This window comes from Leminorella richardii, from assembly GCF_900478135.1.
In the GTDB taxonomy this organism is placed as follows: domain Bacteria; phylum Pseudomonadota; class Gammaproteobacteria; order Enterobacterales; family Enterobacteriaceae; genus Leminorella; species Leminorella richardii.
Genome location: NZ_LS483470.1, coordinates 3931988 through 3954662, shown reverse-complemented (window position 1 = coordinate 3954662; position 22675 = coordinate 3931988). Strand labels below are relative to the sequence as shown.

General features: G+C 55.0%; 18 protein-coding genes and 1 pseudogene. 11 read left to right on the top strand and 8 right to left on the bottom strand.

All coding sequences use genetic code 11. The features are described from left to right. Nucleotides 1-338 precede the first annotated feature (338 nt). On the top strand, nt 339-734 hold the full coding sequence (locus DQM29_RS17960; RefSeq protein ID WP_111741930.1) for a GFA family protein: 396 nt from the start codon (nt 339-341) through the stop codon (nt 732-734). 226 nt (nt 735-960) lie between these two features. Beyond that, the gene (gene ggt, locus DQM29_RS17955) at nt 961-2697 is read left to right on the top strand and encodes a gamma-glutamyltransferase (protein WP_111741929.1); all 1737 of its coding nucleotides are present in this window, start codon (nt 961-963) and stop codon (nt 2695-2697) included. Here ggt and phrB read toward each other — a convergent pair. The 8 genes and pseudogenes from phrB to DQM29_RS17915 form a co-directional block, all read right to left on the bottom strand. After that, entirely contained in the window at nt 2663-4123 is a 1461-nt protein-coding gene (phrB, locus tag DQM29_RS17950; protein ID WP_111741928.1) for a deoxyribodipyrimidine photo-lyase, read from the bottom strand. The two genes, ggt and phrB, sit on opposite strands and share 35 nt — an antisense overlap. A 14-nt stretch (nt 4124-4137) precedes the next feature. Further along, nucleotides 4138-4934 (bottom strand): annotated as a pseudogene (locus tag DQM29_RS17945) (YbgA family protein). A 96-nt stretch (nt 4935-5030) separates the two neighbouring features. Further along, complete coding sequence (locus DQM29_RS17940; RefSeq protein WP_111741927.1) at nt 5031-6185, bottom strand: serine hydrolase domain-containing protein; 1155 nt, start codon at nt 6183-6185, stop codon at nt 5031-5033. A 79-nt stretch (nt 6186-6264) separates the two neighbouring features. Next, nucleotides 6265-6837: a LemA family protein gene (locus tag DQM29_RS17935; protein WP_111741926.1), complete on the bottom strand. Its 573-nt coding sequence runs from the start codon at nt 6835-6837 to the stop codon at nt 6265-6267. Further along, complete coding sequence (locus DQM29_RS17930; protein WP_111741925.1) at nt 6834-7901, bottom strand: hypothetical protein; 1068 nt, start codon at nt 7899-7901, stop codon at nt 6834-6836. Before DQM29_RS17930 ends, DQM29_RS17935 begins: the two co-directional genes overlap by 4 nt. Further along, entirely contained in the window at nt 7894-13944 is a 6051-nt protein-coding gene (locus tag DQM29_RS17925; protein WP_111741924.1) for an AAA domain-containing protein, read from the bottom strand. Before DQM29_RS17925 ends, DQM29_RS17930 begins: the two co-directional genes overlap by 8 nt. A 202-nt stretch (nt 13945-14146) precedes the next feature. After that, a complete protein-coding gene (locus DQM29_RS17920; RefSeq protein ID WP_232054937.1) occupies nt 14147-15238 on the bottom strand; it encodes a methyltransferase in 1092 nt (363 codons plus the stop codon). 109 nt (nt 15239-15347) lie between these two features. Beyond that, nucleotides 15348-15737: a hypothetical protein gene (locus tag DQM29_RS17915; protein ID WP_111741923.1), complete on the bottom strand. Its 390-nt coding sequence runs from the start codon at nt 15735-15737 to the stop codon at nt 15348-15350. A gap of 392 nt (nt 15738-16129) precedes the next feature. On the opposite strand from DQM29_RS17915, the gene DQM29_RS17910 reads away from it, so the two are divergent. The 9 genes from DQM29_RS17910 to DQM29_RS17870 are packed head-to-tail and all read left to right on the top strand — an operon-like array spanning nt 16130 to nt 22627. Beyond that, nucleotides 16130-16846 (top strand): beta-ketoacyl synthase chain length factor, encoded by a 717-nt coding sequence (locus DQM29_RS17910; protein ID WP_111741922.1) that lies wholly within the window; start codon nt 16130-16132, stop codon nt 16844-16846. Next, nucleotides 16834-17652, top strand: a complete 819-nt coding sequence (locus DQM29_RS17905; RefSeq protein WP_111741921.1) for a lysophospholipid acyltransferase family protein — start codon at nt 16834-16836, stop codon at nt 17650-17652. The genes DQM29_RS17910 and DQM29_RS17905 overlap by 13 nt, the downstream gene beginning before the upstream one ends. Beyond that, complete coding sequence (locus tag DQM29_RS17900; protein WP_111741920.1) at nt 17645-17908, top strand: phosphopantetheine-binding protein; 264 nt, start codon at nt 17645-17647, stop codon at nt 17906-17908. Before DQM29_RS17905 ends, DQM29_RS17900 begins: the two co-directional genes overlap by 8 nt. A gap of 18 nt (nt 17909-17926) precedes the next feature. Further along, a complete protein-coding gene (locus DQM29_RS17895) occupies nt 17927-18181 on the top strand; it encodes an acyl carrier protein (protein ID WP_111741919.1) in 255 nt (84 codons plus the stop codon). Nucleotides 18182-18198: 17 nt separating this feature from the next. After that, on the top strand, nt 18199-18798 hold the full coding sequence (locus DQM29_RS17890; protein ID WP_111741918.1) for a COG4648 family protein: 600 nt from the start codon (nt 18199-18201) through the stop codon (nt 18796-18798). Further along, on the top strand, nt 18753-20135 hold the full coding sequence (locus DQM29_RS17885) for an AMP-binding protein (protein WP_111741917.1): 1383 nt from the start codon (nt 18753-18755) through the stop codon (nt 20133-20135). The genes DQM29_RS17890 and DQM29_RS17885 overlap by 46 nt, the downstream gene beginning before the upstream one ends. Then, nucleotides 20132-20473, top strand: a complete 342-nt coding sequence (locus DQM29_RS17880) for a 3-hydroxyacyl-ACP dehydratase FabZ family protein (RefSeq protein WP_111741916.1) — start codon at nt 20132-20134, stop codon at nt 20471-20473. The genes DQM29_RS17885 and DQM29_RS17880 overlap by 4 nt, the downstream gene beginning before the upstream one ends. Beyond that, complete coding sequence (locus DQM29_RS17875; protein WP_111741915.1) at nt 20464-22206, top strand: glycosyltransferase family 2 protein; 1743 nt, start codon at nt 20464-20466, stop codon at nt 22204-22206. The genes DQM29_RS17880 and DQM29_RS17875 overlap by 10 nt, the downstream gene beginning before the upstream one ends. Next, nucleotides 22196-22627 carry an acyl-CoA thioesterase gene (locus tag DQM29_RS17870; RefSeq protein WP_111741914.1) on the top strand — a complete coding sequence of 144 codons (432 nt, stop codon included), beginning with the start codon at nt 22196-22198 and terminating at the stop codon, nt 22625-22627. The genes DQM29_RS17875 and DQM29_RS17870 overlap by 11 nt, the downstream gene beginning before the upstream one ends. The last annotated feature ends 48 nt before the right edge of the window (nt 22628-22675 follow it).

Below are 22675 nucleotides of genomic sequence, written 5' to 3'. Positions count from 1 at the left end.
ATAAACAGCAAGAAATATGCCAAAGCGTCTATTTATGTCGGAAAAATAGAAAATGGGCAGTTTTAACATGACGCGCGTCGAAAGCCTCTAGCCCCAACAGCGCAGAGAATAAACGGCAACGGTATTTTGCTCTTTTTTCGACAATATCAGATTTGTACAGTAGGTTAAAGAGTAGGAATCAACGGTTAACCTAGGCAGATAGCGTCATTAAACAGGCTATAATTTTAGAAAGCAGGAAAATGAAATATTTTATATTCTTTATTTTATTTTCATAACAGCAGTGAATTAACGCAAATAAAAGAGAATCATGTGCCATTGCACTATGAAGGAGAATAAATATGTTGACGGGACAGTGTCTTTGCGGACGAATCGGCTACCAAATTGCGGCACAGATTAAGCAAATCGTTTTCTGCCACTGCGAAAATTGCCGTCGAGCGACCGGCAGTGCGTTTAATTCGGCGGCAGTAGTAGACGCAGATAAATTTACTCTGCTGCGCGGTGAAGCCCACATTAAGCGTTTTTCTTCTTCGCCCGGCGTTCATCGTTTGTTCTGTGGAGAGTGCGGTTCGCCGCTTTACAGTATCAGAGACTCACAGCCTCACGTTTACCGTCTGCGGATAGGCACATTAGACACGCCCATCAATCCTGAGGAGAAAGTCCATATTTTCGTCGCCTCTAAAGCGCCTTGGGAAACCCTATGTGACGACAACCCAAAACACGACGCATCATTTTAGTGCAAACAACACGCATTGCCTGCGCCAAATCGGGGCAATGCACCGCATTAAAGCATTTGATTTTCTAATGATTTTTCGATTTTTTCACGTTCCTTTGATAGTGTGACGCAGATCACACCCAATCAGCGATTTACCCCTTTTTACTCTCTGGTCAAAAGTTCATCGATCCATTAGCGTAAATGCTCTGTTGCATTTCTCCGACGAAATTATCCATGAGGAAAAAGCTATGTCAGGACCGTTACGAAGAAGTCGATTCTACTTTTTACTCGCTGCACTGCTGCTGTTCTGGCAGGGTTTAGCCACCGCCAAGGTCGTTTCTTACGGCGTTGAAGAGGACATTTTCCATCCGGTCTATGCCAAGCACGGTATGGTGTCATCCGTTGACGCAGAGGCTACGCGCGTCGGCGTCGATATTTTGAAACAGGGTGGTAATGCCGTTGATGCCGCTGTTGCCGTAGGCTATACGCTGGCAGTGACACACCCACAGGCGGGCAACATTGGCGGCGGTGGCTTTATGCTGATCAGAACGAAAGACGGCAAAACCACCGCTATCGACTTTCGCGAAATGGCGCCGTCCAAAGCCTCTCGTGACATGTTCCTAGACGACAAGGGCAATGCTGACAGCAAAAAGTCGCTAACCAGCCCGCTGGCGTCCGGTGTGCCGGGAACTGTAGCTGGCTTTGCCCTGGCCCATGAAAAATACGGTTCGATGGCGATGGACAAGCTTATCGCTCCGGCTATCCTTCTGGCGAAAGACGGCCTACAGGTTAACGAAGCGCTGGCCGACGATTTGGCGGTGTACGGTAAAGAGGTGCTCCTCGATCACCCCGCCAGCCGCGCAATCTTCTTTAAGCCAGACGGCACGCCTTGGCAAAAGGGCGACGTGCTAAAGCAGCCGGATCTGGCCAACAGCCTTCAGCTTATTGCCAAAGAGGGCCCTGACGCCTTCTATAAGGGCAAAATCGCTGAGGAAATCGCCGGTGAAATGGCAAAAAGCGGTGGTCTGATTACCAAAGAGGATCTTGCCGCCTACCGCGCCGTGGAACGCACCCCAGTCTCCGGCACTTACAAAGGCTATGAGGTCTTCTCCATGCCTGCGCCGTCCTCCGGCGGTATTCACATCATTCAGATCCTCAACATTCTGGAAAACGTCGATCTGAACGCGATGGGGCAAAACAGCGCTGACGCCATCCACACCATGGCGGAAGCCATGAAATACGCCTACGCCGACCGCTCGGAGTATCTGGGCGATCCAGACTTCGTGAAAGTGCCTGTTGCAGCGCTGACTAGCAAGGCCTACGCCAAAAAGCTGGCGTCCCAAATCGACATAGACAAGGCCAGGCCGTCGTCTGAAATAAAGCCCGGCGATTTAGCGCCCTATGAGAGCAATCAAACCACCCACTTCTCGGTTGTTGACGCCGAAGGCAATGCGGTGGCGGTCACGTACACCCTCAACACCAACTTCGGCAGCGGCATTGTGGCGGGCAGCAGCGGTATCCTGATGAACAATCAGATGGACGACTTCTCAGCCAAACCGGGCGTGCCTAACGTCTATGGTCTGATCGGCGGTGAAGCCAACGCCATCCAACCGGCCAAGCGTCCGCTCTCCTCCATGTCGCCGACTATCGTCACTCAGGACGGTAAGCCCGTGCTGGTTACCGGCAGCCCCGGCGGCAGCCGAATTATCACTACGGTGCTGCAAATCGTGCTCAACACTGTGGAGTTCAAGATGAACATCGCGGAGGCCACCAACGCTCCGCGCATTCACCACCAGTGGCTGCCGGAAGAGCTGCGCGTTGAAAAAGGCATCAGCCCAGACACTATTAAGCTGTTAGAGAAAAAGGGCCACAAAGTGGTAGTAAAACCAGTGATGGGTAGCACCCAGAGCATCGTCATCACGCCGGAAGGGCTTTTTGGCGCTTCTGATCCTAGGGATAAGGACGACCTAACGGCGGGGTATTAACTCCCTGATGCAAACGCTTGGCGGCGTCAAAGGCCGCCAGCGTTTCTACTCGCGCGCTGCCGTGATCGACTATCGGCAAGGGGTAGTTCAGCACGCAGCCGCGCTTCTCTGCCCATTCATGAGGCTGGTGTATAGCACTCTCAGGCACTTCCGCCAGTTCGGGAAGCCACCGACGAATAAACGCGCCCTGAGGGTCAAAGCGTTTGCCCTGCAGCGTTGGATTGAAAATGCGGAAATAGGGCGCTGCGTCGCAGCCCGTTGAAGCAGCCCACTGCCAGCCGCCGTTGTTTGCCGCCAGATCGCCGTCCAGCAGCTGCTGCATAAAGTAGCGCTCACCCGCTCGCCAGTCGATCAGCAAGTCCTTAACCAAAAAGCTGGCGCAAATCATGCGCAGACGGTTGTGCATCCATCCCGTGGTGTTCAGCTGGCGCATCGCCCCGTCCACAATAGGGTAGCCGGTTTTTCCCGCCTGCCATGCGCGCAGCGCACTCTCTCCTCTATTCCACTGAACGCTGTCCGTCCAGCCAATAAACGGGCGATGCTTGCAGAGAAAGGGGTACGCCACCATCAGATGACGATAAAACTCCCGCCAAATAAGCTCGTTTAGCCAAGTAAACGCACCCGAATGAGTAGACGCCAAAACCTCAGGGCACTCCGCCCGAAGGCGGTTAAGGCACTGGCGGGGTGAAAGAGCCCCTACTGCTAGATAGGGCGACAGGCCGCTGGTGCCGTCTACGGCGGGGAAATCGCGAGCGGTGCCATAGTCCTGAACCCGTTCCTGACAGAACGCGCTCAGGCGCCGCAGAGCCTCTTGCTCACCGGCAAGATAGCCGTCGCCAACATCAGCCAGAGGATAGTCAAATACCGCTGGCCTCTCAAAAGCAATCGCCGCCTTGCGCGGGCGAGGAGCGGGCAAGGAGTCAACGTTAGACTCCATCAGCCGCCTGATAAACGCATTGCGAAACGGCGTATACACCTTAAACATCTCACCGCTGCCGGTCAGCACGCTGCGGGGTGGCAACAGAAGCGCGTCGTCAAAGCCTCGACACGCGGTCTTGCCTTCCAGCGCGTGCGCGAGGCGGCTGTCCCGCTGTCGTTCATTAAACTCATACTGGCGATTGTAATACAGCGTTGTCACCCGCTGCCGCTGGCAAAAATCCACCAGCCAGTTTACGGACTCAGTAAAGTCGCGACACATGTGGTAAACGAGTTCAATGCCCAGCGCCGCCAAGTCCTGCTGCACTTGCAGCAGGTGCTGATAGATAAAAGTCGCCTGACGCGGCGCCATATCGTGCGCCGCCCACTGGGACGGCGTGGCGATAAATACCGCCAGCACCTCAGCAGACGGATCCTGACAGGCGGCGTGGAGCGCTTTATTATCAGTGACGCGCAGGTCGTTGCGCAGCCAAACCAGATGTGTAGCCATCCTACTATCCCCCGTCAAAGGCTGTAGCGTAGCGACATCTCTTCGCTATAGGAGGTGAAATATCGCTGCTGTAATAAATAGGCGTCGGGATATTCAGCCATAAGGCTCTTCATCTGGGCGATCGGCTCTGCCAAAGGCAGCTCTCCCTGACGGTAGCGCATAATGACGTCAGCCAGCGCCTGACGCTGAGGTGAACTAAGGCGAGGCCGGAAGTAGCCCTGTACGTGCATCAGTACGTTAGTGTGGTTACTGCGGAAGCGCGATGACGCAGCAGAGCCATCAAGTGGTGGCGATATTCTTCAGCAAATGCCCTCAGATCCCGCCATGAGCCAATACTGGCAACAAAAGGCCCCAGAGCGCGGTATCCAGGCTGTGAATGCGCCAGCAGCAACAGCTTATAGCGGCTGTAAAAGGCGATTAGTTCACCGCGCGTCAGCCCTTTTTGCCACAGCGCGTTTAGTTCAAACAGGGCGAAAACTCGCGTGGTGAAGTTTTCCCTTCGTGCTTCGTCATCAAGACTCCCAAGGTCTTCTACGGGCAGCCACGGCATTTTCTGCCATACCGGTACATCGCTTTCTTTCGAACAAGCTTCCTCATCAACGCCCACCAAAGGCTGGTCGGAACAGATAACATAGCCACAGAGACGGTGCTCCTCGGCTGCGCTTTTCAGCGCGTCAGGGCTTATGGGCTCAAGGTTTATATAGTCAGACAGCACCCCAAAAATAGACGCTAGCCGCTGCCGCACCTCATCAAATCGCACTAATGAGCTCTTGGAACAGGAGTCGACGCCGACTAAAATTTGGCTCTTCATACTCAGCCCCCCATTTTCGGATCGTGCTAAAAGTGTAGAAGAGAAACGCCCTATGGCTAAACAAATGGGCTCAGAAGTAAGAAAAGCGCTGCGGCGTCAATCCGTCACAAACTGCCGGTAGACCGCCTCACAAACGTCTCTTGGGAATTGCCCAAACAACCCTTCCGGAGCGGTATTAGTCAGAATAACGACACTCAAATCCTGCTCGAAATCGATAAACCAAGAGTGGCCGTAAACGCCGCCCCAGCTTATCGTTCCTGGAGACTGGAGTGAATTTGCCACCTTGGGATCCCTCAGCACCTGCCAGCTAGAGGCAAACCCATAGCCAGGGCCAAACTCAGTTCCCACACATCGATCGCGGGTCAGGCTGTCAAATACAGATTTCCCGAACAGCGGCGCACCCTTCATGCGGAAAACCTGTAGCAGCCGTTCAATGTCATCCGCACTGCCAATCATTCCAGAACCACCGGACTGAAACTCATCCTGTTTGAAAACCCGCTTTGGCGAAAAGTGTATTCCCCCTGCGGCCCCAAACTCGTCATTCACCATGTCCTCGTCATCCATCATCGGTCTGGGCGTAGGACAGGCGTTAACATAAGGAACAGCAAGCCGGGCAGAGTCTGAAGGGTAAAAAGAGGCATGACTCAAGCCCAAAGGCTGACTAACCAGAGACGCGATGGCATCACTCAGAGAGCTGTCACAGACGGCTGCAACAACGGCTCCCAGCACGTCTGTCGCAACAGAATAGGCAACGGATGTACCCGGAAGATAAAGCAAAGGCGCAGAGGCGATGCGCCGTAAATTTTCCTCCAGCGTCAGGCCGGAAATATCCATACCGTCAGACACACCAAGCCGATGGTAAGGGCCATCGGGGGATTCACAAAAGCGGTAGTTCAGGCCAGCAGAATGGGACAACAGATGCTCTATAGTTATTTTCGGCCTTACGCCGTTAGGCAGGGATGGCGTAAACGCCGGTAGCCAGCGGGTAACGTCATCCTCTAGGGAGAGCTTACCCTGTTCAAGCAGCACGCCGACTGCCGCGGTCACAAACGGCTTGGTGACAGAGGAAAGACGAAAAAGCGTATCATGAGTCACCGGTAGCGCTCGCTCACGATCGGCAAAGCCCGCCGCTTTCCGGTATATCGACTCCCCATGATGGGTAACGTAAACAACGGTACCAACAACCGCCTGAGTTTCCCCTGATGCGGGTGAAACCGCACGATTGATCACGCTGTCTAAAGCTGACTGCATAAACGCCCCCTGTTTACTGGATTACCTTGCCCCTGACCTTTTTACTGCCTACCAACGCTACACAGATGCCTATCGGCAATCAGTGAATATCCGGTCGGTACTCAAAGCCGCTTTCTGCCTGAGAGTCGCTAAAAGTAGAGAGCTTTCTCTTTTTGTTGAACATCCCGTTGACCAGCGAATTAGGGAACATCTCGATGCCGTTGTTAAAGTCCTCAACGTTGCGGTTAAAAATGCGGATCGCCGCGCCGATATTCTCCTGCTGCTCGGTGATCTCCGCCATCAGGCCACGATACAGCTCAGACGCCTTCAGATCGGGGTAGTTTTCCGCTACCGCATACAGGCCGTTGAGCAGCGCGGTTGTTTTACTGCGGGTTTCCGATAGGGCGTTCAGATCCATCGCGCCGGTATCGAGCTGTTTCAGGGAGGCTCGAAGCTCAGTAACCTGTTTCATAATCGTCGCTTCGTACTCTTTATACTCGGCGGCAATTTTCTCAAGGGCAGGGATCACGCTGTTCTTCTGTCGTTCCTGCACCACTACGTCAGCCCAGGCTCGCGCAACCGCGTTCATTCGCCCAACGATGCCGTTATAAATAACAATGCCGCCGATAATAATCAGCACAGCAATGCCAATGGGGATCAAGAGTTCTATCATTCTTCGTCCTTTCTAAAGTTACTGTCGGAATACACCATCAGTGTGTGAATAAACGCTAACGCTCTGCTCAGCTCCGGTAAGGCATTGTAGCCTTTGACCTCCTCAATAAAGGCCTCCGGCGAAGTAAAATCGTTTTGCTGCTGGCCTGAAATCATCGAACTGTTGTCAAACGACATGCACAGCTGAGCCTGCCCATTAAACTCCAAATTAAGCGCCTTAAGCCCCGCTGCGGCCTCTTCACAGGCCAACACCACCACCGGTTTAAGAAAGCGAGCCGCCGTCATTTCTGACTCGGCAATCACCTTAAATAGTCGATTAAACCGATTCGACGACGGCTGATAGCCGACGCCCCGCAGCCCACTGACGGATTTACCGATCGCCGCCAGCCCGCTGACAAAGCGAAACGGCAGGGAAATGCCGTAGCGGTGATAGTGATCGTACACCGTGCGGGTTTTACGGTTGCCCTTACTGTCGGTATAGGACTCGGTTCGCTTATCTACGTAGTGAAAGTGATAAAAAAAGTAGCTAAACCCGTAGGTTTCACCCTGATACTGGCCTTCATACCCTGCTGACAGCTCTCTGGAATAGTTGCCGCGGTTAAACTCATAAAAATCAGTAAACAGGCGCTTTTCCAGTTCTGGCAGGTCGTCCCCCATCTCACGCAGCTGATTATCAAACAGCAGGTCGCGCTGATAAAGCCGCTCGGCGAGGGCGCGTATCCGGGAACTTTTGCGCCACATGTAGATGCTCATTCCCAGCGCACCAAGGCCGAGAACCACCATCAAAACCACCGTCGGCTCGCTCAGGTGGCGATAAACATAATAGGCATAGCCACCGAGTAGCAGGGCAGCAATTAACGCTGCTGCCACCGCACACTTCAGCCCGCGATGGTTAAACGCCAGCGGCCCGTTAAACGCTTTCACCTGCTCAATGGCTTCAATCAGGCCGTCCTGAGAGTTGGCGGCTTCAATATCCTGTGATACCTGCACCAGCAGCGCCGCCAGACGCTGGTTGTGCCCTTTCGCAGTCGCGCCTTTCGAATGCATCGAAGTCGATTTATCCATGACTATCTACCGTGTTTTCATCCATGTCGTTTGCCTGAGAGTCAGGCTCGGGCTCAGCCAGAGACGCCAGCGCCTGTTCAATTGCCGCTCTAAGCCGCATCCGTTCGCCTTCGGCATCGTGATACCAGCCCCACAGGGAAACCCGATAGCTGCTGGGTACCACTCGCCGAATAACCGATGGCCGCCAGAGCTCTCTGGCTCGGGCTTTCGCCAGCAGCGAATGGTGCGGCATGTCGCACTCAATGCCGATAGCATAGCGCCCGCTGGCAGGATCTTCTACCAACGCATCAAAGTAAAATGCCCCGTCGCGTCGAGCTTCAGCCAGCGCCCAGCCCTGCTCAAGAATAAAGTCTTTCACCGACTGCGTCAGGCCGTCCTCTATCGTGGCTTCTGCGCTTGCCTCATCGATTTGGGACATTCGTCGTAAAAGCGCTCTGCTGCGCTCAAATTCTCCCTGAGACTGCGCCTTCGCGTAGGCCAAATAACCCTGTAGAAAATCCCGCGGTATATCGGGCCTGCGTCGGGTTGTCAGCAGGTCAGAGATGTCCTCAATCGGCATGGAAGAGAGTACGATAACCTGCTTCTTCGCCCGGGTTACCGCCACGTTGAGTCTCCGCTCGCCGCCCTGTTGCCCCAGCACGCCAAAGTTACGCCGGAAGGCACCCTGCCCGTTACGACCAAAGGTGGTAGAAAAGATAATCACGTCTCGCTCGTCACCCTGAACGTTCTCCACGTTTTTAACAAAGAACGACATGTCTTCGCCGTCTTCAACGCGGCTTATCTCTTCAAAATAGGCGTTAAAAAACGCTTTACTCTTCAAAAAGAAGGCATCTATTTCGCTGTGAATCAGCTGAGCCTGCTTCTGGTTAAACGTCACTACGCCGACAGAGGGGCGCTCGGCAAACGGCTTAGTCCAGATCTCGGCCAGCGTTCGCACCACGGCCTTTGCCTCATCAAGATTGCTCTGATTCTGATACTGGCCGCCAACGTCAATAAACTTAACCGGTTTAATCGCCTCAATGACGCGGTTGGAGTGCTGAACCGGAACGTTTAGCCTGCTGTTGTAAAACGCATGGTTAGAAAAGTCGATCAGCGCTCGGTAGGCAGAGCGGTAGTGGATCTCCAACGTCTGTACCGGCAGCACGGTTCGCGCCAGATGCAGCAAGTCAGGGCAGTCGCTAATTTTACGGTAGTCCCAGATTTCACTGGCCAACTCCTGCTGCGCTTCTTCCGCGTCATCGTCATCCTCGTCGCCTTCTGACAGCCTGCCGGAGAAAAAGGCCGACGGCGGCATCTGCTTTTCATCGCCGCTAACTACCATTTTCTTACTGCGGTACAGGGTCGGCAGCGCGTACTCAACCGGCATCTGCGACGCCTCGTCGTAAATCACTGTATCAAACAAACCTGCCTTCAGCGGCAGTATCTGGCTGGCAACGTCAGGCGTCATCAGCCAAACCGGGCGCAGCGTCAGCAGCCCCAGCTCAATACCTTCTTCAATGAACTCTCGCAGCCGACGGGTGCGTTTTCCGCTCAGGCGGGTGATCTCTTCCCACTCGCGAGAAGGGCGAATGGGAACATCCATCATGTTTTCAGTCAGCTCGGTCAGATTACGCTCTCGCATTGCGGCAGTGGCGCTGGCCATGTGGGCAATGGCCTTTTCCCGCTGGGACACCGGCTGCTGCAAAATCGGGTAGCGCCACTCAATAAGCCGCTTCCAAACTAGCCTGGCCTCTCTGTCCAGCGTGTTTTCTACCGTCTGCGCCAGCTCAAGCTCATCAAGCTCCTTCAGGCGGTCTTCCTGACGGCGTAAAACCCGCAGTGTTTCCAGCGATGCGTCGCCCATCTGGGCGGCAATAGGCCTAAACCGCTGATAGGCATCCAGCGTCGGCAGCGCCTTTTGCAGCGCCTCAATAGTCTGTCGAAGAGACTGGTTACCGTTAATGGCTTCGGTGAAGTCGCCAACGGCCTCTTCCGTCAGCCAGTTCCTCAGCTCGTTCAGCGCTTTCAAACTGCCTGCTCTGGCTAAACTGCGGCCGACAGCGGCGGCAATTTCGGCACACTGCTGGGTGAATCCCTCTTTTTGCTGTGAAACAACGGCAGGTATTAACCGGGAGGCGTCCAGTGATGCCACCAGCTGGCGATATTGCTGTTCAACCAGCTCAAGTCGACAGTAAAGGTCCGCCAGAATTCTGCTTAGCGCCAGCCCGTCCAGCAGCCCTACCGGGTCTAAACCTAGCGGTTCCCCTAGGCGCACCAGCTCGGCTCTCACTCTTCGCCACTGCTGCTCCTGACGCACCGACGCCAGTACGCGCTGGCACATACCGAGGCTAAACGGCAGACCAACCTCAACCATAAACGCCTTCAGGCGACGCAGGTTCAGATAGTAAAACGGGTTGAAATAGCGCAGCGTAGAGTGCCCCTGAGCCTGCTGCTGCGCCGCTTTCGCCAGCTGGATCAGCGCGCTCTCTTCACGCCTCGCCAGCGGTTCAAACAGCAGCGGATCGCTGCCGTCAACCTCAATGGCCTGCAGGCTGCCTATCAGCACGCCGAGATGGGTCAAAATAGGCTCACCCGGCCCGACGCCGCCCGCTGGGGCATAAAACAGGGGCAGCCAGCGCGCCATCGTTTCCCACTGAGCTGCCGACAGGTTTGCAAAACCGGGGGTTGTTGAATCAAGCCAGCGCTGCCGTTCCGCCGCCCCGTCATCCACGTCAAAGTCGCGGTGAGGATCGGACAGCACCGTATCACGTTCGCTTTCCTGTCGGCAGAAGCCGTTAAACGCATCGCTAAACGCCGCAATGGCAGGCACAGATGAAATAAAGGGATTGAGCCTTGCCAGCGGGCTCTGTTCATATTCTGACGCTAGCCACAGGGCGACGTCCGGCAAAAGGCGCTGTTTTTGACGCGTCAGTTCATCCCAGCTCCACGACTTCATCACATCGTGCAGTTCGGGGGCGTCTAAGCGCATCGGTTCGCTTTCTAGCCGGATAAGCTCCCCCATCAGCGCCCGGTAGCTCACGCCAACGGCGGGGTCAGGCTGATACAGCGCCTGATAGTAGTCGTCTAGCCCCTGTTCCAGTCGGTCTATGCGACTCGCCAGAGTTTGTCTCTCATTGCGCCACGGCACCATAGCGGCGGTTTTAGACTGGTAGTAGCCTTCCAGCTGCGCTCGAACGGTGCGGATGACTTCACGCCCGGCAAGGGCATCCTTAATCATCACCACCCGGTCAGACAACCCTCCGGCTGCAATGCGCTTGGCAACGACTTCCAGCGCGGTAGCCTTCTGGCACACCACCAGCAGGCTGCGCTGCTGGCCAATGGCGTCTGCCACCATATTAACAATAGTCTGGCTTTTACCGGTGCCGGGAGGCCCCTCCACCAAAAGACCGGGCGCCTGACGCGCGGCCATAACTGCGGCTTCCTGAGAAGGATCGCTGGCGGAAACAAAAAAGCGCGACGCTTCGCCTTCTTGAATCGGTGTCGGTTCACACGGCTCGTGCATGCTCAATGCGGTTGCCAGCGCAGTGCCCGTTGGCGAGCGCTGGCAAAGCTGCCGCAGGTCTTCCCCTATCGCCTGACTGAGAAACGACGCCTGAAACAACACCGCGCTGCACGTCAACACCACGCCGTTTTCTGGTACTTCAACGTCCCTTGGCGGCAAGCGCACCAGCGTCGCACGCTCAGTTTGAGGCAAGTCGCCTAGCGCCTGCATCACCTCATCCATCGTCAGCGCGCGTCGCCCCATTAGCTCATCCGTCGCCGCCTGCCACTGCTTGACGGCTGCCGGACTCACCACATTCTCTAGCGCCGGGTTTAGCCTGGCGACGCCTCTTTCGGCATCAAATCGTAGGCTTGTCGCACCGCTCTCTCCTACCGCCATCACAACGCTAACGGGCCACAGCAGCAGTGGCGCAATGCGAGGCTTGATTTTCCCCGGTTGGAGGTTAGTTAGTACAAAGGGAAAACCAAGATAGAGAGTGCCAATTCCGGTATCACGCTGGTACATCTGCGTTTGTGATACCAGAGTGCGAAGCCGACTCTCGATACCCGCCGTCGCTCTGAATACTGCGTCATCAATGCTGAGCGCCCCGCGCTGTCGGGACAGCACATGGTTCACTAGTCTCGATGCTGAAGGACTGCCGTCCAGCTCGGTGATATCTATTCTCGCCGAATGGGACGTTACACTCATCCTCACCAGCGAGCCGCGCATGGTTGAAGCGCGAATTTTTCGACTAAAAAACGTCAGAACCTGGTTTACATAGCGCTGCGTTTCTGGCGCCTGCCACTCATTTGGCGCAATCGCCAGCATCACCAGCGTACGCGCTAGCGGTAGCCTACGCTCTAGGGTAAAGGTGTCTGCCCAGCGGTTAACCTCATCAAACGGGCTGCGATGAAAGCCGTTTATCCGCTCGCTAAGCTGCCGGTAAAGCACCTGACTCGGCTGCGCAATCCATTCGCGAGCCTCTTCCCGAGAGAAGGTATCTATCCCCAGCTCTCGCGCCAGCAAAGAGGCCTGTACCAGAATGCCTTCCGCGGCCTCAAACTGGGCAATGTCCGCACCGAGTAAAACGATAAGCTCTTCTTCGTTCAACACTCGGCGGTCTATCAGCAGCTTGAGCCCTTCATGTTGCGTTTCGGGGAACAGCCGACGCTGCGCCTCCCACTGCGCCAGCAGTTGGGCATGTGACGTCACTAGCAGGTACTGACGCAGCCGCTCTTCGTCCATCGCCACTTCCAGCCGCGCGCTTTTCTCGCGCACCTTCTCCTCGCGGGCACGCAACAGCGCCAGCCAGTGCCCCTGCTCAAGGTCAGCTAAAAATTCAGGCGCGGGCCCGCTAATTAGTGCATAGCCTAGCGCCGGATCCCTAGCCAGCCACGATGGAGTAACAATGTCGCCACCGTAAATAAGGGGGAGTTCTGGGTTTAACAGCTGGAGAACCAGCATAAGACGGGCGTCGTCGCTCAGAGGCTCCAGCGCCTGAATCTGATACAGTCGATTCATCACGAGAATCGGCAATTCTGCGCTACGCGCCCAGCGAATCAGCGCTCCGTCTCTCTGCAGCGCGACCGCCAGCGGCCAGAGATTCGGCTGAGCGGCCGCGAGTGCAAACGTGGCAGGGTCAACATAGTGCTCATCGCCGAGCGTCAGAGGCTCAGCGCTTTCCCTAACGGGAGGCGGCTCTTCAACGGCGCGTTCGGTCGGCTTTCCTGCCAGCCAAGAGGCTACCTCTGACCACTGCCAGCGCTGGCGACGATCGACGGTAAGCAACCCCCTGAGCAGCGGATACAGCAAAGGGTCCAGCCCTTGGGGCAAAGCAACGCCGTTGGCTATGGTCTGGATAAGAAACGGCTGCAGTGGCCCGTCGTCAAAGCAGCGTCCCTGAGTCAGCTGCTCCAGCAGAATCATGCCCAGGCTCCACCAGTCTGACGCGCTTGAGACCGCACCCGCTAGAGTTTCCGGCGCGCTGTAGCGGCTCATTTCAAGGGGAGAGACAACGTCCAGATCGCGCTCAGACAGGCATGCCGAGCCAAATTCGATAATAACGATATCCAGCGGATAGCGGGTTCTGATAAGTAGGTTAGCAGGGCGCAGATCCCGGTGGCGCAGCCCGTGCTCGCTAAAGCTGGCCAGCGCGCTGCCCAGCTCGCGCACCACGTCGTAAATTTCTTCCGGCTGCCAGAAATCGCCCTGAGCAATCGCCTCCGTCAGCGAACCGCCACCCATCGACTCCATCACGTACCAGGCGCGATCCTGCCAGCGCCCGCTGTCAAGCAGATCGGAAACGTGCTCTCTCGGCAGGCGATGCACAATGTCGTACACCGCAGGGTCTGGCTCGCAGCCATAGGCATAGAGAATTAAAACGCCTCGGCGGCCGTCTGCCGTATGAATCACCCGATAGCGCTCCCGCTGTCCATCCGGCCGAGCCAATCGCTCAGTGACGCGCCAGCCGCCAATGTCTAATACTGGCGCGTCACTGAGCGACTCATCGGCATCGATAAAGAAAGCGGGGTCAGTCGGGTTTTCACGGTCAGAGCGCGTCATAAGTCGTATCCATCAAACCAGGGGGTGCGTCTACAGGCGTAAGTTTAAGGTATATATAGCGCCGAGGCATCACCGATTCCTTTCGCACATTTTGCTGTCGTCAGACGCTACCTTACTTTATTTTGGCGGGGAGTGGTGCAGAAAACGCGCGGTAAAGCGTCAGGAGCGGCAGAACTGCCGCTCCTCTCAGTACTATTTAGAACTATTCCGGCAGGCGCTTACAGATAAGCAGAGTGTGGCCTAGCCCCAGATTGTCAATGTCCTGCTCAACGTAAAAGCCCGCCTTGCGCAGGCAGTTGTACAGCACTTTGGAGTGATAGAAGCGGCTGTTACCGTTCGCCATACAGGTAAAATAGAGCGACGATGCGTTTAGGCTTAAGGCTCCGGCCTCAAAGGGCTGTCGATCCCAGAAGACTTCCATAATACAAACGCGAGCGTCTGGCTTCATGCTGTTGCGGATCAGCGTCAAAATGTGAACCACCTGCTCTTCGCTAAAGCAGTCCAAGAACTGACTCATCCACCAAGTATCGGCCTCGCCGGGCAGGGTTTCTGCCTGCAACAGGTCAACCCCGTAGCCGTCGATACGGTCGCTAAAGCCCGCATCGGCAATGTTCTTTTTCGCCAGCGCGATTTGCTGGGGTAAATCCAGCAGAGTCACGCGAACGTTTTCATCTTTTCTGGCACAGCAGAGCGCCCACTTGCCCGTGTTGCCGCCCACGTCATAAATATGCTCAGGCTTCAGGGGAAGAATATGGTTAAACGCAGCGGAAAATGCCGCATCGGAATAGAAATGGTCGAATGCAAACCAGCTGTCTCGTGCCTCTTCAGGCAGCTGACTCAGGGCGGGGTAAATTGTCGGCCAGTCGCCAAACACCCGCAGCCCCGCAGGCTTTTCCTGCTGTAGGGACTCTTTTAGGTGAAACATGCCCTGATAGCAGACGTCCTGACTGAAATCCATATTGACGCGGGTCATTCTGTCGTGAAGGAGAAAGTGCCCCACTTTGCTTAAAAAAAAGCGCTCGTTCTGCTGAAAAACGATACGGCTGCTCAACCCCACGTCCAACAGTAAACTGACAGCGTAGCGGCTCAGGGGAACAGCGTTGGCAATTTCATCAACCGTTGCGCCCTCGCTGGGTACGCCGTCCAGATGGGCGAGAATACCGCTGTCTCTGAGGTTAATGGCTGCCTGAAACAGCATAGGTGCGAAGGCAATCTTCTGCGCTTCAGTAATGGCCTCAAAAGCGGTGAACGAATCTTTATCGTAGCCGTAGCGGACTTCAGCTTCAGTGCTCAAGACAGTTATTCCCTTGACGTATTACGCTTGTATAACGTTTAAAAAAAAGAAAAAAGATGCGGAGAAAATATTCTCCGCATGGGTCATTCATCACTAGCGATAATTATAACTACTTGACCATCAGCAGTTTGTTTTGAATGTCCTGATCCAGCTTGGTTGCCCAGCGGTTGTAGTTGTTTGGCACTTTTGTCGTGTCGGCAGTCAGGTTCTGGCTACCCACGTATTCAATGGCATAACCGGTGCTGGTGTAGGGAATACGGATCTCAGCCGAGTTGCCGCGGGTAACGATTTTCCCGGTAATCAGGCCAGCGCGCATTTTCTTCATTTCCCAGCCGCGAGCCTTGCCAGAATCCATGATTGCTTTTTCAATCTGTTGATTAGAAAAAGTGCCGTCCAGATCGGTGCTCAGGTTACGCGCCGCGCGGTTACCGCTACAGCCAGCAATAAAAATCACAGCGATCAGGCCAACCAGCAGGGTTTTTAAACTTTTCATATTCATGAGTCTCTCTCCATATAGTTCAACGGAAACATAGAGTTCAGCGGAAAAAATAGCCGCCTATCATTTCCCATCCTGTGTAAATTCCCGCCAAATCATACATGAATACTAAACGGGGAATCTACACGACAGAGGAAAATTTCAATATTACCGGGTGATTAAAGCAGTATCACTATTCTGACGCCTTTTGTAACGCCTTTACTATTTGTGATTCAACGCTACCGTTCGGCATTTTTATTACCAAGTGCAACGCCTATAGCACAGTCAATACTCCAAACAGGCTCATGCTGACGCGCTGCTGCCCGCCGTTTTTTAACATTACACACGTGTAAAATAAAACACTATTCAGGTATCATTCTTTCAAATTTCTTATTCATAAAAGGTTCTCTCTACCGATGACGTTTTCACTGAGCATCCTTGACTGGTGCGCCCTCGCTCCTGGACTTGGCGAGAAAGAGCAGTGGCGTCACTGGTCTAGCGGAATGCCTCACGACTGGTTGTCGCCGCTTCCGCCCACGCCGCGCATTCCCATGATGATGTCTCGCAGAATGAGCATTCCCAGTCGCCTCAGCGTCGAAGTGGGCATGACGTTGCTGGAACAGCAGCCGGACGCTGCCGTTTTTATCAGCCGTCACGGCGAGCTTGAGAGAACCTACAAAATTATTGAACGTCTCTGCCAACAACAGGACGTTTCCCCTACCGACTTCTCAATGTCGGTGCATAACGCCGCTGCCGGGCTGCTAACCATTGGTGGAAAAGCGCCGCTGCCCATCACGTCGCTGGCAGCCGGAGAAGACGGCTTCCAGCAGGGAATGCTGGAAGCGCAGGCCATACTTGGCGCGGGCGCAGAAAAAGTGCTGCTGGTCGACTTTGATGGCGCTGTCCCCAGCGCCTATCACGCTAACATTGTCCATACAGTGCCCGCCTACGCAGTAGGTCTGCTGATTAGCCGAGGATCGGCGCTACGGTGCAGCACGGTAGAAAAAGCGCCGTACGGCGCACAGGCTCAACAGGAACTGCCGCAGTCGCTGGACTTTTTGCACCATTACCTGACGAAGGAACCGTCATTTATCATTAAGGGAGTAGTATCTGATTGGCAATGGAATCTATAGCGTCACCTTCTCGCTCATCAGCGTTAAACCGAATCTGGCGCATTGCGGCGACCGGCTTTTGCTTTGCGCTGTTCGGCATAGGCGGCCTGGCGATGTCGACCCTTTGGTTTACGGCGCTTCGCCTGACGATAAAAGACCCTGAACGCTGCTCGTCTCTGACTCAGGGCAGTATTCGCAACAGCTTCCGGCTTTTTCTTTGGCTAACCCGGGCGCTTGGCGTGCTCGACTATCGCTTTGACGGCGTTGAAAAATTTCAAGAAGACAGGGGCACACTGGTCGTCTCCAACCATCCCAGCCTGCTGGACTACGTTTTTCTGGCCTCCTGTATGCCGCGATGCGACTGCATTGTTAAACAGTCATTGCTAAAAAATGTGTTTATGCGCGGCGTGATCAAGGCCGCTGGCTACATTCCCAACGCCGACTCAGAAACGCTGCTGCCGCTGTGCAAGAAGCGACTGGACGATAACGGCATGCTGCTTATTTTCCCTGAGGGCACTCGAACCACGCCCAATGAGCCGATGCAGCTTCAGCGCGGTGCCGCCAACGTCGCGGTTCGCTGCGGGGTAGACATTCGTCTGGTGACGATTCATTGTGACCCGCCAATGCTGACGAAACGGGGAAAGTGGTATAATATCCCGCCTGTGAAACCGCTGTTTCAAATAGCGGTTAAAGAAAAACTATGCGTAAGGGATTATATCGCTGATGGCGATGCCTCTCCGGCTATCGCCGCTCGCCGTTTGACGCAGACTTTAAGCCAAAGGCTCGTACCGGAGCCTGTTCAAACTAATGAGAAAAATAATGGATGATTTAAATTTAATCAAAGAAGTTAAAGCCCTGATTATTGAAGCCCTTAATCTGGAAGGGATGACGCCGGACGACATTGATGCCGACGCGCCGCTGTTTGGCGACGGTCTGGGTCTGGACTCCATTGACGCACTGGAGCTGGGGCTGGCTGTCAAAAACCGCTATGGCGTCGTGCTTTCCGCAGAAAGCGAAGATACGCGCGAACACTTCTATTCCGTCGCCTCACTCTCTAGGCTCATTGCCTCGCAGCGCCGTTAATTATCAGGGTACAAAAATATGGACAAGCAACAAATCTTTCAAGAAATCAAAGCTATTATCGTTAAGCTGTTTGAAGTCGACGCTGACGATATCACTCTGGAGGCCAAGCTCTACGAGGATCTAGAACTTGATAGCATCGACGCCGTGGATCTGGTTGTACATCTGCAAAAAATGACCGGTGAAAAAATCAATCCGGAAATGTTCAAGTCAGTCCGTACAGTTGAAGACGTCGTTAACGCTATCGATCTCCTGCTGCAAAAGAAAAACGGCTAGGCTCGACCGTCCATTTGATGAAAAGCACCCAGAAGGCACCGTTTCGCACGGTCGTCGTTCTTCAGGCTTTGACCGTCATCGCCATTATTGGCTATCCGTTTGCGGTCTATTTTGGGCTCAGCTATTGGGGTTCCACCGTTTTGGCACCCCTGCTGATAGTGCTTTTCACTGTTCGTTTGATACTTGCCCGCGGCAAAGTCCGCCAGTTGACTTGGCTGATGAAGGCGTTTGCCGCGCTGGGTATTCTTCTTGCGCTCGCCAGCCTGCTGCTCAAGCAGAATCACTGGCTGCTTTACTACCCGGTTGCCGTCAACGTTCTGCTGCTAGCGCTGTTTGGCCTGTCGCTGTTCAGGCCGCCGACTCTGGTTGAGCGACTGGCTAGGCTCACCGAGCCTGACCTGCCGCCGGACGGCGTTCGCTACACGCGCAGTGTCACCATTGCTTGGTGCATATTTTTTATTTTTAACGGCAGCGCGGCGCTTTTCACCTGCCTTTACGGCGACATAGAAATATGGACGATGTACAACGGCGCAATAAGCTACTTTTTAATGGGACTATTAATGGGTGTTGAATGGATAATCAGAACACGGCTTCGCCGCGGCTCGCGCTGCGACTGAGCGACGTCCTTAGCGCCAGCCGTCCCTATGACACGCCCATTGCCTGGCGCAGTGTTGAGACGCTGACGCTGTCAAACCTGCGTCTTTATGTCAAAACGCTGTACCGCCAGCTGCGCTTTTTACCGGGAGACCGCTGGGCAGTCTGCTTTGAAGACAGCTACCTGTTTACCGCCGCACTGCTGGCGTTAATCTACAGTGGGAAAACCCCTGTTATTCCCGGGCACCTGCGCCAAAAACAGCTTCAGGAGCAGCACCAGCAGGGTGATTTTGACGGTCTGTTAACCGATCTCCCGCTCCAGATCGGCGCACCGACCCTCTGGCTGTCGCCTTCATCGCGACAAAGCGAAACCGCCAATGCCGTACTGCCGCCCTGGCCTCAAGATGCCTACGTTATTTTGTTTACCTCCGGCTCTACCGGCCAGCCAAAAGCGATTCGCAAATCCATTGCACTATTAGAAGAAGAGAGCGAGCTGCTAGCGCGCCGCTGGGGCAAAACACTGTCGGGTACCCGCATTGCCGCCACCGTAACCCACCAGCACCTCTACGGCCTGACGTTTCGCATTTTGCTTCCCCTGTGTCTGGGTTTGCCGTTTAACGCCCGGCTTACCGAGTATCACGAACAGCTTCACCCTTTGTGTTCACGCCCGCTGACGCTGATCGCCAGTCCGGCCTATCTGAAACGCCTCGACCCGACACTACCAACGCTTTCCTGTGCGCTGATTTTCAGCGCCGGTGGCCCGCTTGCGTTTGAAGAGGCACAGCTCGTCAATCGCTGCCTGAGCACGCTACCCCATGAAATTTACGGCACCAGTGAAACCGGCGTTATTGCTACGCGTAGCCAGCGCCAGACGACCAGTTCGTGGTCACCGCTAGAGGGTGTCATCGTTCGTCAACAAGAAGACGGTACCATCAGCGTGGATTCACCGCTGTTTAGCGATGATGCTGGCGAGACCATTCACGATCTTATCGAACTGCATCCGGACGGTTTTCATCTTCTCGGTCGTAAAGACCGAATCGTCAAAATTGAAGAGAAACGCCTGTCGCTCACCGATGTGGAACAGCGCCTGATATCCCTCGACAGCGTTCTCGACGCCGCCGTTCTGCCCCTGACGCAGGATAGAAGAGTCGTGCTGGCCGCCGCCATTGTGCTGACAGAGTCAGGAGAGCAGCGAAAGCAGCAAATCGGAGATAGCGCTCTGATAAACGAACTTCGCCAGTCGATAAGAGAATGGCTTGAGCCGGTCGCTATCCCGCGGCGTTGGCGTATCATTAGCGCCATTCCCATCAACTCACAGAGTAAGAGAGCCTACGGCGAACTACAGGAGCTGTTTTTATGATGCTGCCAGAAGAAACCGGCCGAAGTCTGGAACACAGCAGCGCCACGTTTTGCCTGACGCTGTCGCCCGAGCTTTTCTGGTTTAAGGGGCATTTTCCGCAACAGGCCCTGCTGCCCGGCGTGACCCAAATCCACTGGGCGGTACACTACGCTACCGAGGCATTCGCCCTAAACCGCCGCTTTTCAGGCATCGACGTCGTTAAATTCCAACGCCCTCTGTTTCCCGGCGAAAGCGTCGTGCTGACGCTCTCTTGGGATGAAGAAAAGGGCCGATTAAGCTTTCAGTATCGCTGTCAGGACGCGATCGCCAGCAGCGGCAGGATTGACCTATGCCTGTAGAAAACGCGTTTAATCCCTGCCTAGTCGTTCCCTGCTATAACCACGGTTCGACAATGGACGGCGTGCTGCAACAGCTGGAGACCTTTTCGCTGCACTGCATTATCGTTGACGACGGCAGCCAAAAAGACACCGCCGACGAGCTAGACAGGATCGGCCAAGCCTATAGCTGGGTGACGCTGGTTCGCCACCCGCACAATCAGGGAAAGGGCGGCGCAGTGCTGAGCGGCCTGCGCGAAGCCGCGCGTTTGGGCTACAGCCACGGCCTACAGGTCGATGCTGACGGGCAACACTTTCTGGACGACGTGCCGCGCCTTCTTGCTGAGGCGCACAGCCACCCTCACGAGATTATTTCCGGCCAGCCGATCTACGACGACAGCGTGCCGAAATCCCGACTCTATTCCCGCTACATTACTCACGTCTGGGTTTGGATTGAAACGCTGTCGCTCTCCATTCGCGACAGCATGTGCGGCTTTCGGGTTTATCCCATTGCCGAAGTGTTAAGCCTCGCTGATCGAGTGGCTCTAGGGCAGCGCATGGATTTCGACACTGAAATCATGGTCAGGCTTTACTGGGAAGGCACAGCGTCCCGCTTCGTGCCCACTAAGGTGATTTACCCGGAAAACGGCGTGTCTCACTTTGACGTCTGGCGCGACAACCTGCGCATTTCATGGATGCACACTCGCCTGTTTCTCTCCATGCTGCCAAGAATGCCGAGCCTCATTGCCCGCCGCTTCAATCGCCAAACCCACTGGTCAGAAACCAGCGAACGCAAAGGGCTGTGGGGCATTCGCCTAATGGTAAAAACCTACCGCCTCTTTGGCCGCAGCGCGTTTAATCTGCTGCTTTATCCGGTGATCGGCTTTTACTGGCTGACCGGGGTACGGCAACGTAAAGAGTCTGAACGGTATCTGGATCGCCTGAAAGACACCGCACGGCACAAAGGCGTGCAGCTACCGGCAAACCTGACCAGCTACCGCCACTTTATGCGCTTTGGCGAAGCCATGCTGGACAAGCTGGCCTGCTGGCTCGGGGATATCCGCCTTGAACAGGTCGACTTTCCCGATAGGCTGGCCTGCCTAGAGCAGATGAGCAGCAAACAGGGCACCCTGATTCTCGGCTCTCACTTAGGGGATTTGGAAGTCTGCCGAGCGCTGGGCGAGCTCTCTTTCGACGTCAAAATCAACGCGCTGGTCTTCACCCAGCACGCCGCCCGTTTTAATCAGGTGATGAATGAGGTCAACCCCCGTTCAAACGTCAACCTGATTCAGGTAGACAATTTAGGGCCCGACACGGCCATTTTGTTAAAGCAAAAGCTGGACGACGGCGAGTGGGTGGCTATCGTTGGTGACCGTACTCCCATCGGCGTGGCGCACAGCGATAGAGACCAAAGACTGGTTTGGGCTGACTTTCTCGGCTACCCGGCGCCGTTCCCGCAGGGGCCGTTTATTCTGGCGTCCGTGCTGCGCTGCCCCGTTTACCTGATGTTCGGCCTCAAGCCTAACGGAAAATTCCGCATTCATTTTGAGCCCTTTGCTAACCCGCTAGTGCTTCCCAGAGCAGAGCGCCAGCAGGCCCTGCAGGAAACCATTGAGCGCTATGCCCAGCGTCTGGAGCACTACTGCCTGAGCTCGCCGCTAGACTGGTTTAATTTTTACGACTTTTGGCGGCTGAATTCGCCGCAGAAAAACGCCCCGCAAAAGAACAAGGAGCCACACCGCCGCCATGACGCTTAAACAGGATCCCCGCTCTTCGGTCGACGTGGAGCTTACGGTGCCTTTTCACGACGCTGACGCTATGGGCGTTGTCTGGCACGGTAACTACTTCCGCTATTTTGAAATCGCGCGAGAAGCGCTGCTCAAGCAGTTCGACTACGGCTATCGACAAATGAAAGCCTCCGGCTACGTTTGGCCGATTATCGATACCCGCGTAAAGTACATTTCTCCTTTACTGTTCGAACAGCGCATTCGGGTTCAGGCAACGCTGACGGAGTATGAAAACCGCCTGCGCATTGACTACCTGATTACTGACTCCCAAAGCGGCAAAAAAACCACTAAGGGCTACACCATTCAGGTAGCCGTAGAGGAGAAAAGCGGCGAGATGTGCTTTGTCAGCCCCGCCGTTCTGTTTGAAAAACTGGGAGTCAGTCCATTATGATGCGCGCCTTACGCCTTGGCTTCGCCGTCCTCTGTGCGGCGGCAATCA

What these genes read in the sequence shown, in the direction of transcription:
- DQM29_RS17960 (WP_111741930.1), top strand. Translation starts at nt 339, where the DNA reads ATGTTGACGGGACAGTGTCTTTGCGGACGAATCGGCTACCAAATTGCG.
- ggt (WP_111741929.1), top strand. Translation starts at nt 961, where the DNA reads ATGTCAGGACCGTTACGAAGAAGTCGATTCTACTTTTTACTCGCTGCA.
- phrB (WP_111741928.1), bottom strand. Translation starts at nt 4,123, where the DNA reads ATGGCTACACATCTGGTTTGGCTGCGCAACGACCTGCGCGTCACTGAT.
- DQM29_RS17940 (WP_111741927.1), bottom strand. Translation starts at nt 6,185, where the DNA reads ATGCAGTCAGCTTTAGACAGCGTGATCAATCGTGCGGTTTCACCCGCA.
- DQM29_RS17935 (WP_111741926.1), bottom strand. Translation starts at nt 6,837, where the DNA reads ATGATAGAACTCTTGATCCCCATTGGCATTGCTGTGCTGATTATTATC.
- DQM29_RS17930 (WP_111741925.1), bottom strand. Translation starts at nt 7,901, where the DNA reads ATGGATAAATCGACTTCGATGCATTCGAAAGGCGCGACTGCGAAAGGG.
- DQM29_RS17925 (WP_111741924.1), bottom strand. Translation starts at nt 13,944, where the DNA reads ATGACGCGCTCTGACCGTGAAAACCCGACTGACCCCGCTTTCTTTATC.
- DQM29_RS17915 (WP_111741923.1), bottom strand. Translation starts at nt 15,737, where the DNA reads ATGAATATGAAAAGTTTAAAAACCCTGCTGGTTGGCCTGATCGCTGTG.
- DQM29_RS17910 (WP_111741922.1), top strand. Translation starts at nt 16,130, where the DNA reads ATGACGTTTTCACTGAGCATCCTTGACTGGTGCGCCCTCGCTCCTGGA.
- DQM29_RS17905 (WP_111741921.1), top strand. Translation starts at nt 16,834, where the DNA reads ATGGAATCTATAGCGTCACCTTCTCGCTCATCAGCGTTAAACCGAATC.
- DQM29_RS17900 (WP_111741920.1), top strand. Translation starts at nt 17,645, where the DNA reads ATGGATGATTTAAATTTAATCAAAGAAGTTAAAGCCCTGATTATTGAA.
- DQM29_RS17895 (WP_111741919.1), top strand. Translation starts at nt 17,927, where the DNA reads ATGGACAAGCAACAAATCTTTCAAGAAATCAAAGCTATTATCGTTAAG.
- DQM29_RS17890 (WP_111741918.1), top strand. Translation starts at nt 18,199, where the DNA reads ATGAAAAGCACCCAGAAGGCACCGTTTCGCACGGTCGTCGTTCTTCAG.
- DQM29_RS17885 (WP_111741917.1), top strand. Translation starts at nt 18,753, where the DNA reads ATGGATAATCAGAACACGGCTTCGCCGCGGCTCGCGCTGCGACTGAGC.
- DQM29_RS17880 (WP_111741916.1), top strand. Translation starts at nt 20,132, where the DNA reads ATGATGCTGCCAGAAGAAACCGGCCGAAGTCTGGAACACAGCAGCGCC.
- DQM29_RS17875 (WP_111741915.1), top strand. Translation starts at nt 20,464, where the DNA reads ATGCCTGTAGAAAACGCGTTTAATCCCTGCCTAGTCGTTCCCTGCTAT.
- DQM29_RS17870 (WP_111741914.1), top strand. Translation starts at nt 22,196, where the DNA reads ATGACGCTTAAACAGGATCCCCGCTCTTCGGTCGACGTGGAGCTTACG.